Here is a 13041-nt window from a genome sequence, read left to right as displayed (position 1 = left end):
GGACGCGTCCGGGACACCCCTGTCCCGGCTGTCTCGCCTCAGCGGGGAGACCAACGCATGACGGGGGACAAGCTGTTGACCATCCCCGAGGTGCTCGCCGACCTCGGGGTGCCGGAGTCCACCTTCTACCGGTGGCGCCAGTGCAAGAAAGGGCCGCGAGCCATCAAGCTGCCGAACGGAAGCGTTCGCATTCGGATGTCGGAATACCTGCGCTGGCTCTCCTCGCGGGAGGAGACCGAATGACGGAAATCCAATCTCGTCGTGAGTTCTCGCTCAATGTCCGCATCTGGGATATCACTACGAGGAAGCGCAAGAATCGCCCGTTCCGCCTTCGCTGGATCGTGGGCGGGCGTGAACACGGGCTCTCCTTCGCCACCAAGCCATTGGCGGACAGCCGGCGGTCCGAACTCTGGCGGGCGATGCAGCGTGGTGAAGCCTTCCACGTCGAGACTGGTCTCCCGGAATCGGAGTTCAGAGCGGCTGAGGAGTCGGAGCGGGAGGAGGAGCCTCCCGTTTCGTGGTTTGCGTTCTGTCGGGACTATGTTGCGGCTCGCTGGCCCGCTGTTGCAGCCAAGACCCGAGAGGGAATGGCCGACAGCCTGGCGGCCGTCACCCTCGCTCTGCTGAAGGAAGGCGCCGCGAAAGACATCGTGGCGCGCGACTTGCGTAGGGCCGCACGCTGGTCGGTGGTGCCTGCCCACCAGAGTGAGCCGGTTCCGGAGAAGCTCAAAGCCGCCTACAAGGCGCTGGCCTCATCAACCCGGCCGGTGGCTGACATCGAGAACGATCCCGCCGTTCTCAGGGCCGTGGAGTACCGGCTTGCCTTCCGTCTGGACGGCAAGCCCAGTGCTGGCGAGACCTACCGTCGTCGGCGGCGCACGGTGAACACGGCGCTGGACTTCGCTGCGGCTGGAGGGATCATCACCAAGAACCCCTTGCGCTCTCTCCAGGGCGGGAGGAAAGGCTTCTTCGGCGAGGTGGACCGCCGGGTCCTCGTGAACGCCGTCCAAGGGCGCCAACTCCTCGCCGCGGTCTCCTATGTGGGGTCGTGGCACCGGGCGCGCGGCCGGCGGCTGGTCGCCTTCTATGCGGTGATGTACTACGCCGCTCTGCGGCCCGCTGAGGCAGTGGGACTGCGGTTCGCCGACTGCGAGTTGCCGGAGCCGGCGGAAGACGGTGAGGCGGCCCTCTGGGGCACGTTGACGCTTCGGGAGACGCGGCCGGTATCGGGGAAGCAGTGGACGGACTCGGGGGAGCGGCACGACAAGCGCGGGCTCAAGGCTCGTGCAGCGTCCTCCGACCGGCCGGTGCCCATCCCGCCCGTGCTGGTGGCGATCCTTCGGGACCACCTGAGGACGTTCGGGACCGCGAAGGGCGGTCGCCTGTTCGCCAATGAGCGGGGCGATCTGGTGGGCAGCTCGACCTACTGGCGGGTGTGGGAGGAGGCGCGGGCGCTGGCGCTTCCACCGGAGCGGGTGGACTCGCCGTTGGCGGGCCGGCCGTATGACCTGCGGCACGCCTGTATCACGCGGTGGTTGAACGCGGGGGTGCCCATCGCCGAGGTGGCCCGCCGGGTCGGCAACTCCCCTGAGGTCATCCACCGGAGGTACCACGGGTGTGTGGACGGCCACGAGGAGGCGGCCAACGCGAAGATCACCAAGGCTCTGGAAGACGAAGGCGATACGGCGTAGAGGTGAAGCGCTCTAAGCCAAATCCGGGTTGGTAATGCCGTGAGGAGGTGGAAGACAGAACGCTGGCTTCTGCCTCCTCCCAACCGCTCGACCAGGCCCCTAGCTGCCCAGACAGCCCCACGGTCGTTGGCAGGGCCGATCTCTCGCGTTCCCGGGACGGTGTGGACATGATCGAGGCGCTCTAGAAGTGGTGACGCGAAGGCGGTACCTTGTGTCTCTCTGTGACGGAGGGGGGTCCGTGGACGTCGCCGACAGTTGGCAACAGGAGCAGGTGAGCCTTGCGTATGTTGCGGCTTTGGCCACTAGGGGTGGCTACACCCTGGGGCGGTGGGAGGTTGATAAGGACGGCGTTGATCTGTCAGTCAGGCGCTCTGATGGGTTGACGTTTGAGCTTCAGATGAAATGCACTTATAGCCCGAAGATGGCTGCCCAGGGGGCCGCCTATTCCTACGATTTGGACATACCCACCTATGACAAACTGAGGGCGCCCACACGGACTTCTGTCGGTTTTTTGGGGCTTGTGATCGTGCCGCGTGACATCGAGCAGTGGATGATTCATGACGAGCATGAGCTGACTATGAGATGCTCTGGCTACTGGGCCAAATTGCAGGATGCGCCCTCTGTTGAGAATAAGGCCACCAAGGCCATACATCTTCCGTTGCATCAGCGCATCGACCTGCCCGGGTTTGAAGAGATGTTTTCCCATGCGATGCACAGGCTGATGTTCGGTGCGCAGGCGGTGACGGTAGCGTGACGGCGCTACGAGTGGCCTTCGAGGACGCCGCGAGCTACCTGGCGCGTGCCGCCTGGAGACCAGCTGTGCAAGGGCCGCTGGCTGAGATTTGGGAATCTGATGCTGAGAGTTCGCTGCGCGTCATGGTGCCCAAGGTCGAGTCGGCGCCTGACTATCCGCGGATGATGCGAGGACTTACGCAGGAGCTTGCCCGCATCGAAGGGAGAAGTCCCGATCAGGTTCGCGAAGACATGGCTCGCCAGTTCTTAGATATCACTAAACTGAGAGCTGTAAGTGAAGGAGAGATCGACGATACCATCCCCCTCCAGGCTGGAATCGCACTTTTCGATTCGGCTAAGCGCCTCGTAACTGCCTCGGCTGCTTCCACTCTTATGCGGCAAGGGAACTTTGGGCGCAACATGCCTAAAAGGGCGATTCGGCATGCTCGGCAAGTCAGGCTTGGGCATACCATGCACGGCTCCTATATCATTCCGATCATCTCTCGGGCGCGATCTTCCGACGTGCAGTCAGACAGTGACGGCCTCGATGATCAGCCCAAGCTCAACCTGGCGGTTGAAGAAGCTCGTTTCGACCGTAGAGTGGCAACGACAATGGCTCATGCCCTGGATGTCTTGGAGCAGATGGCGGTCACTCGTGATCGTTTGCCCAGTACGGCAGACGTGCACGACGCAGTAGCGGAAGGTGTCTCCCGTGAGCTTTGTGACGCGGTATCCCAGGTGCTAATGACCGGCCAGGTCGACAGCTATGACATCCGCTTCCAATGGGCTCCGGCGGCGACTCCCCCGAGATTGCTGACTGACAGGTCGGTGTTCCCAAAAGAAGCTGTTCGTGTCGTTGGGGAAATCGCTTCGACGCTAAGGTCATCTGAGCGTATCGAAGAGCAGGTGATCTTCGGGATCGTCACCAGTTGTTCTGCGCTGTTGAATGAGGGGAACGGTCGTGTCGTCGTGCAGGCTTCAATCGGTGGGCGTGTGCGGACTGTTAAGTTTGATTTGGATTGGCCAGTTTTTGGCCTAGCCTCGCGCTATATGGCTGAGAGACGGCCGGTCTTCGTGCGGGGCATCCTTCACATGCCCTCGGGGCGGCAGGCGACCATGGACGTTAGCGCCTTCGGCCCTGACCCCTCGACCATGACCCTGGATGAAGTGCTGGAGCCCCCAGAGATTGCTGTCGCGTTGCGAGAGGACGCCGATGGAGCTGAGGGGGCTGCCGGAGCCTGACGCATGCCAGTCGCCGCCCGTTCCGCGCGAGGGGCCAAGGACTGGCCCGTGACTGGCCCGTAGGTGGTGGGAGGCAACGAGAGAGGGCGGGAGTCAGTGAGACTGACTCCCGCCCTCAACTCGGCACATCGCGGCTGGTCAGCGGATGCGATCCGCTGGTTTCCAGGATGTGCCCCCGGCAGGATTCGAACCTGCGCACACGGCTCCGGAGGCCGTTGCTCTATCCCCTGAGCTACGGGGGCGCTTCGCCTTGCTTGGCGACGAGAAGAACACTACCAGCTCGGCGGCGGTGCCTCGAACCGCTGTCTTTCCGTACGTGGGTGCGGGGGAAAATACTCCCGGGTAGAAGTTGCCGGAAAGGCCGGACGGCGGTGGGGGAGGCGTCCTACGCTGGCTGCGTGCCAGCCGCTCCTGGCCGGGTTCTGGTGGTGGACGACAGCCAGGTCATCCGGCAGCTGATCAGAGTCAATCTCGAACTCGACGGCTTCGAGGTCATGACCGCGTGCGACGGCGCCGAGTGCCTGGAGAGGGTGCACCGGTTCCGGCCCGACGTGATCACGCTGGACCTGGCGATGCCCCGGCTGGACGGGCTCGCCGCCGTCGACCAGCTGCGGTTGGACCGGCGCACCCGGTACATCCCGCTGGTGCTGGTCTCCGCCAGCGTCGGCCCCCGGCCGCCCGGCGGCATCGACGCGGTGCTGAGCAAGCCGTTCGAGCCGGCGGAGCTGGTCGGCCTGGTGCAGCGGCTGTGCGCGGAGCGCCCCCGACGCGCGGTCCAGCTGGTGAAACCGCTGGCGGAGTGCGGACCTGGCTCTCGTACCCTTGCCCCGTGACTCCGACCCAGCTCTCCCAGGCCGTGCTGCGCTCCGTGCGCGGCGCCGTGGCCAGCGGTGAGCTGCGGGTGGCCGTGCCCGAGGGGCCGGACGGGGTCGCGTTGCGTCGTCCGCCCCGGCACGTCGGCGCGCACGCCTGGTCGACCGGCATCGCGCTGCGGCTGGCCGGCCCCGCCGGCCTGCCGGCCGCCGAGGTGGCCGGCCGCCTGCGGGCGCGGCTGGCGGCCGAGCCGGGGGTGGCCGAGGTGCGGGTCACCGGCGGTGGGTTCCTGACCATCGCGCTGGCCGCCGACGCCGAGCCGGCGCTGCTGCGCGCGCTGCTCGCCGCGCCGCCGGCGCCCAGCCTGCCGGATGACCCGGCGCTGGACGCCGCCCGCTGGGCCGCGGTCGCCGGCGGCGACCCGGCCGGCGGGCTGCTGGTGCAGCGGGTGTCGAACCCGCTCTTCCTGGTGCGCTACGCCAGGTCCCGCTGCGCGGCCCTGGCGCGTGGCGCCGCGGCGCTCGGGGTGGTCCCGGACCCGGACGCCGCGCCGTTCGAACTGCCGGCGGAGCGTGAGCTGTTGGCGGCGCTGCGGGACGCGGGCCGGCCCGCGGTCCGGTTGCCGTCGATCGCCGAGGCGCTGCTCACCGTGGAGGCGCTGCGGCCGACGCTCCCGACGGGAGACGAGAAACCCGGGGCCGTCCACCGCGCCCGGCTGGCCCTCGCCCAGGCCACCGGGACGGTGCTCGCCGACGGCCTGCACGACCTGGGCGTCAGCGCCCCCGAGTGGCTGTGAGCGCCCCGTCGTGAGGGGCCGGCCGCCAGATCCGAGAAGAGTCACACCATGAGTCGTTCCGCCCACCCCGCGGGCCCCCGCCACGCCGACGTGCTGCCGGAGGGCCACTACGCCGCCCCTCCGGTGGACCTCAATGCCCTGGACCCGAAGGTCTGGGCCCGCACCGTGCACCGTGACGCCGACGGCGTGCTGACCGTCGGCGGGGTTGACGTCCGCTCGCTGGCCGAGGAGTTCGGCACGCCGGCCTTCGTGTTGGACGAGGCCGACTTCCGGGCCAGGTGCCGCGCCTGGCGGGACGCGTTCGCGCCGGACGCGGACGTGTTCTACGCGGGCAAGGCGTTCCTGTCCCGGGCGGTGGTCCGCTGGCTGCGCGAGGAGGGCCTGAACCTCGACGTGTGCACCGGCGGCGAGCTGGCCACCGCGCTGGCCGGCGGGATGCCGCCGGAGCGGATCGCGCTGCACGGCAACAACAAGTCGCTGGCCGAGATCGAGCGGGCGGTGACCGCCGGGGTCGGCCGGGTGGTGCTGGACTCGTTCCAGGAGATCGAGCGGGTGGCGGACGCGGCCCGCCGGCACGGGGTGCGGCAGCGGGTGCAGATCCGGGTGACGGTGGGGGTCGAGGCGCACACCCACGAGTTCATCGCGACCGCGCACGAGGACCAGAAGTTCGGCCTGGCGCTGGCCGACGGCAGCGCGCTGGAGGCGGTGCGGCGGGCGCTGGCCGCCGAGAGCCTGGAGCTGGTCGGGCTGCACTCGCACATCGGCTCGCAGATCTTCGACATGGCCGGCTTCGAGGTCTCCGCGCGCCGGGTGGTGGGCCTGCTGCGGCAGGTGCGGGACCAGTTCGGGGTCGAGCTGCCGGAGATCGACCTCGGCGGCGGCCTGGGCATCGCCTACACCCCGGACGACGACCCGAGTGAGCCGCACCACATCGCCAAGGCGCTGCGCGACATCGTGGCCAGGGAGTGCGAGGCGGCCGGCCTGGCCGAGCCGCGGCTCTCGGTCGAGCCGGGCCGGGCGGTGGTCGGGCCGACCGCGCTGACCCTCTACGAGGTGGGTACCGTCAAGCCGCTGGAGGGTTTGCGCACCTATGTGAGTGTGGACGGTGGCATGTCGGACAACATCAGGACGGCGCTCTACGACGCGGAGTACTCGGTGGCGCTGGCGTCCCGGGCCTCGGCCGCGCCGCCGATCCTGGTGCGGGTGGTCGGGAAGCACTGCGAGAGCGGTGACATCGTGGTCAGGGACGCCTACCTGCCGGCGGACCTGGCGCCCGGCGACCTGATCGCGGTGCCGGCGACCGGCGCCTACTGCCGTTCGATGGCGAGCAACTACAACCACACGCCGCGCCCCCCGGTGGTCGCGGTGGCCGGTGGGATGGCGGGGGCGATCATCCGTCGGGAGACGGAGGAGGACCTGCTCCGGCTGGACGTGGGGTGAGCCCCGCGCCGTGGCCGGCGGCTCCGGAGCCCCGCGCGGTGGCGCGCGGTTGCGGAGCCCCGCGCCGCGGCCGGCGGCCGACCACGGGTCGGTCGGCCGCGTCCGCATGGTGAACGTGCCACGGCGGTCAGCCGCCGGTGCGTGAGACTGGTAGTCCCGAGTGAGCTGAAAGGCTGGGTCGTATGGTGCGCACGTCTGCGTCGCGTCCGTTGAGGGTGGCGCTGCTTGGCTGCGGCGTGGTCGGCTCCCAGGTGGCCCGGCTGATGCTGACGCAGGCGGACGACCTGGCGGCGCGCATCGGCGCGCCGGTCGAGCTGGCCGGCGTCGCGGTGCGCCGGCCCGACCGGGCGCGCGGCGAGGTGCCGCCCGAGCTGATCACCACGGACGCGGCGGGCCTGGTGGCCCGGGGTGACATCGACGTGGTGGTCGAGCTGATCGGCGGGATCGAGCCGGCCCGCGCGCTGATCGACAGTGCCTTCGCGCACGGTGCCAGCGTGGTCACGGCGAACAAGGCGCTGCTCGCCCAGGACGGCCCGGCCCGCTACGCGGAGGCCGAACGGCACGGTGCCGACCTGTACTTCGAGGCGGCGGTGGCCGGCGCCATCCCGCTGCTGCGGCCGCTGCGCGAGTCGCTGGCCGGGGACCGGGTGAACCGGGTGCTGGGCATCGTCAACGGCACCACCAACTTCGTGCTGGACCGGATGGAGTCCACCGGCGCCGGCTACGGCGAGGCGCTGGCCGAGGCCACCGCGCTCGGCTACGCGGAGGCCGACCCGACGGCCGACGTGGAGGGCTTCGACGCGGCGGCCAAGGCGGCGATCCTGGCCGGCATCGCGTTCCACACCCGGGTCCGGCTGGACGACGTGCACCGGCAGGGCATCACCGAGGTGACCGCGTCGGACATCGCCAGCGCGCGCGGCATGGGATGCACGGTCAAGCTGCTCGCCATCTGCGAACGGGCCCAGGACGGACGCTCGGTGACCGCCCGGGTGCACCCGGCGATGATCCCGCTCAGTCATCCGCTGGCCTCGGTCCGGGAGGCGTACAACGCGGTCTTCGTGGAGGCGGACTCCGCCGGCCAGTTGATGTTCTACGGGCCGGGCGCCGGCGGCGCGCCGACCGCGTCCGCCGTCCTCGGCGACCTGGTGGCGGCCTGCCGGAACAAGCTCAACGGCGGCCGTGGCCCCGGCGAGTCGGCGTACGCGCGGCTGCCGGTCAGCCCGATGGGCGAGGTCGTCACCCGCTATCACATCAGCCTCGACGTGATGGACAAACCGGGCGTGCTGGCCCAGTGCGCGATGGTATTCGCCGATCACGGGGTCTCCATCGACACCGTCCGGCAGACCGGCAAGGACGGCGAGGCCCAACTGGTGGTGGTCACGCACCGGGCGCCCGACGCGGCGCTCAGCGCGACCGTCGACGCCCTCCGCGAGCTGGACACGGTGCACGGTGTGGCCAGCATCATGCGCGTCGAGGGCGAGTAGCGGCGACACCGTGCACAGCGCAGACACCCCGCGAGGGGCGAGTAGAAGGACATGAGATGGTCATGAACGCATCCGCCGGGCCCCGCACCAACGGCCAGTGGCGCGGGGTGATCGAGGAGTACCGGGACCGACTGCCGGTCGGCGAGGGGACGCCGGTGGTCACCCTCGGCGAGGGCGGCACGCCGCTGGTCGCCGCCCAGCTGCTCAGCGAGCGCACCGGATGCGAGGTGTACCTCAAGGTCGAGGGCGCCAACCCGACGGGTTCCTTCAAGGACCGCGGCATGACGATGGCCATCACGCACGCCAAGGAGGCCGGCGCGCAGGCGGTGATCTGCGCCTCCACCGGCAACACCTCGGCCTCGGCCGCCGCCTACGCGGTGCGGGCCGGGATGGTCTGCGCGGTGCTGGTGCCGCAGGGCAAGATCGCGTTGGGCAAGATGGGCCAGGCACTGGTGCACGGCTCGCGCATCCTCCAGGTCGACGGGAACTTCGACGACTGCCTCACGCTGGCCCGCGGCCTGTCCGAGAAGTACCCGGTGGCCCTGGTGAACTCGGTCAACCCGGCGCGCATCGAGGGGCAGAAGACCGCCGCCTTCGAGGTCGTCGACCGGCTCGGGGACGCCCCCGACCTGCACCTGCTGCCGGTGGGCAACGCCGGGAACATCACGGCCTATTGGAAGGGCTACCAGGAGTACGCCGCCGACGGGCCGGCCACCCGCACCCCCCGGATGTGGGGCTTCCAGGCCAGCGGCGCCGCGCCCATCGTGCGCGGTGAGCCGGTGAAGGACCCGTCGACCATCGCCACCGCGATCCGGATCGGCAACCCGGCCTCCTGGTCGCAGGCGGAGGCCGCGCGGGACGCGTCCGGCGGCCTGATCGACGAGGTGACCGACCGTCAGATCCTGTCCGCCTACCGGCTGTTGGCCTCCCGGGAGGGCGTCTTCGTGGAGCCCGCGTCGGCCGCGTCGGTGGCCGGCCTGCTGAAGGCCGCCGAGTCCGGGCTGCTGGACCGCGGCCAGCGGGTGGTGTGCACGGTGACCGGCAACGGCCTGAAGGACCCGGACTGGGCGGTGGCCGGCGCCCCCCAGCCGATCGTGGTGCCGGTGGACGCGGACGCGGCCGCCGAGCGCCTCGGCCTGGCCTGACCGGGAGCGGGGCCGCCGGGCGACACCCGACGGCCCTGTATCGCGTCTGAACCTTCCTTCGATAGGCTGGTATTCGTCCTGGAGCGGGCTGCCGCTCGTGGCCCACCGTGCCCGGGCAGGTCCAAGGGCTCCGACGCGCGCCGTCGCCCTCGCGCCGCCGCCGTCCGCAGGGGACACGCGCCGCACATCTCACCAAGGAGAGTCATCGAGCGATGGCCCATCCCGCCTTCCGCGCCGCGGCCGTCCGCGTCCGCGTGCCCGCCACCAGCGCCAACCTCGGCCCCGGCTTCGACGCCCTGGGCCTGGCGCTGGGGCTCTACGACGACGTGGTGGTCCGGGTCGCGGACTCAGGTCTGCACCTGGACATCGCCGGCGAGGGCGCGGACTCCGTGCCCCGCGACGAATCCAACCTGCTGGTACGCACGTTGCGGACCGCGTTCGACGCGCTCGGCGGGCAGCCGCGGGGACTTGAGATCGTCTGCGCCAACCGGGTGCCGCACGGTCGGGGGCTCGGGTCCTCGTCCGCCGCGATCTGCGCCGGGCTGGTCGCCGCCCGGGCGGTGACGACCGGCGGCGAGGCCAAGTTGGACGACGTGGCGCTGCTGGAGCTGGCCGCCGAGATCGAGGGCCACCCGGACAACGTGGCCGCCTGCCTGCTCGGCGGATTCACCCTGGCCTGGGGCGAGTCGGGCGCGGTGCGGGCGATCCGGATGGCGCCGGCGGCGAGCGTGGTGCCGCTGGTGTTCGTGCCGGCGCGCCCGTTGGCCACCGAGACCGCGCGCGGGCTGCTGCCGCGCGCCGTGCCGCACGCCGACGCGGCGGCCAACGCGGGCCGGGCGGCGCTGCTGGTCGAGGCCCTGACGAGGCGTCCGGAGCTGCTGCTGCCCGCCACCGAGGACCGGCTGCACCAGGACTACCGCGCGCCGGCGATGCCGGAGAGTATGGACCTGGTGGGGCGGCTGCGGGCGGAGGGAGTGCCCGCGGTGATCTCGGGGGCCGGGCCGACGGTGCTGGCGTTGGCCGACGAGGCACAGGCCGACAAGAGCGCCCTGCTGGCGGGCGAGGGCTGGACGGCCAACCGACTGACCCTGGACCTGGCGGGCGCCTCGGTGCTCCCGCTGGCCGGGACGGCCGCGTGAGCCGGCCGCCCGGTGCCCGGGCGGGCCGGTCCGGCCGCCGGTCGGGCGCGTGGCGTCCGACGAACGGCGCGCACCGGACGAACCCGGCGCCCCGGGCGGCTGACAAGCCGGAATCCGCGTGCGGAACGGCAGAGAGGGGGAATGAAGGCAGCATCCGGTAGTGTTAATCTCAAGTCCGCACGTACTGTTCTGTCGGGCGTCACACAGAATGCGTGCGAATCCGGGGTCCCATCTCACTGGGACCGCTCTTCTTCCGGGAGCCTCCCTCATCTGCCTGAGCAGCCTGCCTGGTAGCGCCGAGCACGCTCCGGAACCGGTGCGTCGGTTCGACGGTCCCACGTTTCTTCGACGTGTCTCGTCGACCTCACCGCACCAGCACACATGATCTTCCGCCGTGATCGAACAGGCGGGTTTACCGCACCGGCCGGCCCATCAGACAGGACGGGCCGCCGCCGGACAGCACGACCGGTCGCCGAGCCAGACAGGCCGACGTCCGCTCCAGGGAAGGACCCTTAGTGAGCGACACCACCGATCTGATGGGCGTGAGTGCCGACAGCGCCGACAAGACTTCCGGTGCTGCCACCGCGTCCACCACGGACGCGCCCGCCGCCTCCGCCTCGCCCCGCCGCCGGCGTTCTGGGACCGGCCTCGACGGGATGGTCCTGGCTGAGTTGCAGCAGGTCGCCTCCCAGCTGGGGATCAGGGGCACCGCGCGGATGCGCAAGAGCCAGTTGATCGAGGTGATCAAGGAGAAGCAGGCCGCCGGTTCCGGCGGCCAGGCCGCGGCGCCCGCCGAGCCGGCGGAGAAGCCGAAGCGCCGGACCACCTCCCGCGCCCGCACCGGCGGCGAGGAGAGCGGCGCCGGCCAGATCGAGATCCCGGGCCAGCCGGCCGAGAGCGCGCCGGCCGATGCGCCCAAGGCGGCCAGGGCCGCCGAGCGCAAGCCCGCCGAGGCCGCGGAGGCCGCCGAGCCGAAGGCCGCCGCCGAGCCCGCCGAGAAGGAGCGCAGGTCCGCCCGCCAGGCCGAGAGCCGGGACGAGGCCGCCGGCCGCGCCGAGCAGGGCAAGGCCGAGGGCAAGCAGGACGGCAAGGGCGACGCCCAGGCCGAGCGGCAGAACAAGCGCGAGCGCCGCGGCAAGGGCGAGCGCCAGGGCGGCGACCGCCAGGGCCAGAACGGCCAGGGCGGCCAGGGCGGCCGGAACCGCGACAAGGACGGCCGGGACCGCGACGGCAACCGCGGCAACCGGGACGGCGGTCGCGACGGCGGCCGGGACAACGGCCGCGACCGCGACAACCAGCAGGACGACGACTTCGACGGCGGTCGGCGCGGTCGGCGCGGGCGCTACCGCGACCGCCGGGGCCGGCGCGGCCGTGACGAGGTCGCCGAGCCGCAGATCAGCGATGACGACGTGCTGATCCCGGTCGCCGGCATCCTCGACATCCTCGACAACTACGCGTTCGTGCGCACCTCCGGCTACCTGCCGGGCCCGAACGACGTCTACGTCTCGCTCGCCCAGGTCCGGAAGAACGGCCTGCGCAAGGGTGACCACGTCACCGGCGCGGTGCGGCAGCCGAAGGACGGCGAGCGGCGGGAGAAGTTCAACGCCCTGGTCCGCCTGGACTCGGTGAACGGCATGGGCATCGAGGCCGGCCGCGGGCGGCCCGAGTTCAACAAGCTGACCCCGCTCTACCCGCAGGACCGGCTCCGCCTGGAGACCGACCCGGGGGCGCTGCTGACCCGGATCATCGACCTGATCACCCCGATCGGCAAGGGCCAGCGCGGCCTGATCGTGGCCCCGCCGCGGACCGGCAAGACCACGATCATGCAGTCCATCGCGAACGCGATCACCCACAACAACCCGGAGTGCCACCTGATGGTGGTGCTGGTGGACGAGCGTCCGGAAGAGGTCACCGACGTCCAGCGGGCCGTCAAGGGCGAGGTCATCTCCTCGACCTTCGACCGGCCGTCCGAGGACCACACCACCATCGCCGAGCTGGCCATCGAGCGGGCGAAGCGGCTGGTGGAGCTGGGCCACGACGTGGTGGTGCTGCTGGACAACCTCACCCGCCTGGGCCGCGCCTACAACCTGGCGGCCCCCGCCTCCGGGCGCATCCTCTCCGGTGGTGTGGACTCCGCGGCGCTCTACCCGCCGAAGAAGTTCTTCGGTGCCGCGCGGAACATCGAGGACGGCGGCTCGCTGACCATCCTGGCCACCGCGCTGGTGGAGACCGGCTCGCGGATGGACGAGGTGATCTTCGAGGAGTTCAAGGGCACCGGCAACATGGAGCTGAAGCTCGACCGGAAGCTCGCCGAGAAGCGGATCTTCCCCGCCGTGGACGTGGACGCCTCCGCGACCCGCAAGGAGGAGATCCTGATGGGGGCCGACGAGCTGGCCATCGTCTGGAAGCTCCGCCGGGTGCTGCACGCCCTCGACTCGCAGCAGGCCATGGAGCTGCTGCTGGACCGGATGAAGAAGACCAAGTCCAACGCCGAGTTCCTGATGCAGATCCAGAAGTCGACGCCGACCCCGGGCAACGGGGACTGACCCCGCCCGGTCG

At 70.7% G+C, this 13041-nt stretch carries 11 protein-coding genes and 1 tRNA gene; 11 read left to right on the top strand and 1 reads right to left on the bottom strand.

The features are described 5' to 3' along the window. The first annotated feature begins 57 nt into the window (after positions 1–57). The 4 genes from RM844_RS27460 (at position 58) to RM844_RS27445 (ending at position 3665) form a co-directional block, all read left to right on the top strand. A complete protein-coding gene (locus RM844_RS27460; protein ID WP_311670102.1) occupies positions 58–243 on the top strand; it encodes a helix-turn-helix transcriptional regulator in 186 nt (61 codons plus the stop codon). Continuing rightward, entirely contained in the window at positions 240–1691 is a 1452-nt protein-coding gene (locus RM844_RS27455; protein WP_311670101.1) for a tyrosine-type recombinase/integrase, read from the top strand. The genes RM844_RS27460 and RM844_RS27455 overlap by 4 nt, the downstream gene beginning before the upstream one ends. A gap of 238 nt (positions 1692–1929) precedes the next feature. After that, on the top strand, positions 1930–2445 hold the full coding sequence (locus tag RM844_RS27450) for a DUF4365 domain-containing protein (protein ID WP_311670100.1): 516 nt from the start codon (positions 1930–1932) through the stop codon (positions 2443–2445). A gap of 122 nt (positions 2446–2567) precedes the next feature. Then, entirely contained in the window at positions 2568–3665 is a 1098-nt protein-coding gene (locus RM844_RS27445; RefSeq protein WP_311670099.1) for a hypothetical protein, read from the top strand. 170 nt (positions 3666–3835) lie between these two features. Here RM844_RS27445 and RM844_RS27440 read toward each other — a convergent pair. Then, a tRNA-Arg gene (locus RM844_RS27440) sits at positions 3836–3907 on the bottom strand. 156 nt (positions 3908–4063) lie between these two features. On the opposite strand from RM844_RS27440, the gene RM844_RS27435 reads away from it, so the two are divergent. From RM844_RS27435 to rho, 7 genes are all read left to right on the top strand, one after another. Then, positions 4064–4498, top strand: a complete 435-nt coding sequence (locus RM844_RS27435) for a response regulator (RefSeq protein WP_311670098.1) — start codon at positions 4064–4066, stop codon at positions 4496–4498. Then, complete coding sequence (locus tag RM844_RS27430) at positions 4495–5274, top strand: arginine--tRNA ligase (RefSeq protein ID WP_311670097.1); 780 nt, start codon at positions 4495–4497, stop codon at positions 5272–5274. The genes RM844_RS27435 and RM844_RS27430 overlap by 4 nt, the downstream gene beginning before the upstream one ends. A gap of 48 nt (positions 5275–5322) precedes the next feature. Continuing rightward, positions 5323–6714, top strand: a complete 1392-nt coding sequence (gene lysA / locus RM844_RS27425) for a diaminopimelate decarboxylase (RefSeq protein WP_311670096.1) — start codon at positions 5323–5325, stop codon at positions 6712–6714. Between the two features lie 182 nt (positions 6715–6896). Further along, positions 6897–8198 carry a homoserine dehydrogenase gene (locus RM844_RS27420; protein WP_311670095.1) on the top strand — a complete coding sequence of 434 codons (1302 nt, stop codon included), beginning with the start codon at positions 6897–6899 and terminating at the stop codon, positions 8196–8198. A gap of 62 nt (positions 8199–8260) precedes the next feature. After that, positions 8261–9343: a threonine synthase gene (gene thrC, locus RM844_RS27415; RefSeq protein ID WP_311670094.1), complete on the top strand. Its 1083-nt coding sequence runs from the start codon at positions 8261–8263 to the stop codon at positions 9341–9343. 212 nt (positions 9344–9555) lie between these two features. Further along, a complete protein-coding gene (gene thrB, locus RM844_RS27410) occupies positions 9556–10482 on the top strand; it encodes a homoserine kinase (protein ID WP_311670093.1) in 927 nt (308 codons plus the stop codon). Positions 10483–10997: 515 nt separating this feature from the next. Next, positions 10998–13028 (top strand): transcription termination factor Rho, encoded by a 2031-nt coding sequence (gene rho, locus RM844_RS27405; protein ID WP_311670092.1) that lies wholly within the window; start codon positions 10998–11000, stop codon positions 13026–13028. Positions 13029–13041: the final 13 nt, after the last annotated feature.

This window comes from Streptomyces chisholmiae (genome assembly GCF_031845445.1).
GTDB classification, from domain to species: Bacteria; Actinomycetota; Actinomycetes; order Streptomycetales; family Streptomycetaceae; genus Streptomyces; species Streptomyces chisholmiae.
Note: the sequence above shows the minus strand (reverse complement) of the source record. Positions and strands in the feature narration are given on the sequence as shown.

Coding starts and splice junctions, on each gene's coding strand:
- RM844_RS27460 (WP_311670102.1), top strand. CDS start 58: ATGACGGGGGACAAGCTGTTGACCATCCCCGAGGTGCTCGCCGACCTC.
- RM844_RS27455 (WP_311670101.1), top strand. CDS start 240: ATGACGGAAATCCAATCTCGTCGTGAGTTCTCGCTCAATGTCCGCATC.
- RM844_RS27445 (WP_311670099.1), top strand. CDS start 2,568: ATGGTGCCCAAGGTCGAGTCGGCGCCTGACTATCCGCGGATGATGCGA.
- lysA (WP_311670096.1), top strand. CDS start 5,323: ATGAGTCGTTCCGCCCACCCCGCGGGCCCCCGCCACGCCGACGTGCTG.
- RM844_RS27420 (WP_311670095.1), top strand. CDS start 6,897: ATGGTGCGCACGTCTGCGTCGCGTCCGTTGAGGGTGGCGCTGCTTGGC.
- thrC (WP_311670094.1), top strand. CDS start 8,261: ATGAACGCATCCGCCGGGCCCCGCACCAACGGCCAGTGGCGCGGGGTG.
- thrB (WP_311670093.1), top strand. CDS start 9,556: ATGGCCCATCCCGCCTTCCGCGCCGCGGCCGTCCGCGTCCGCGTGCCC.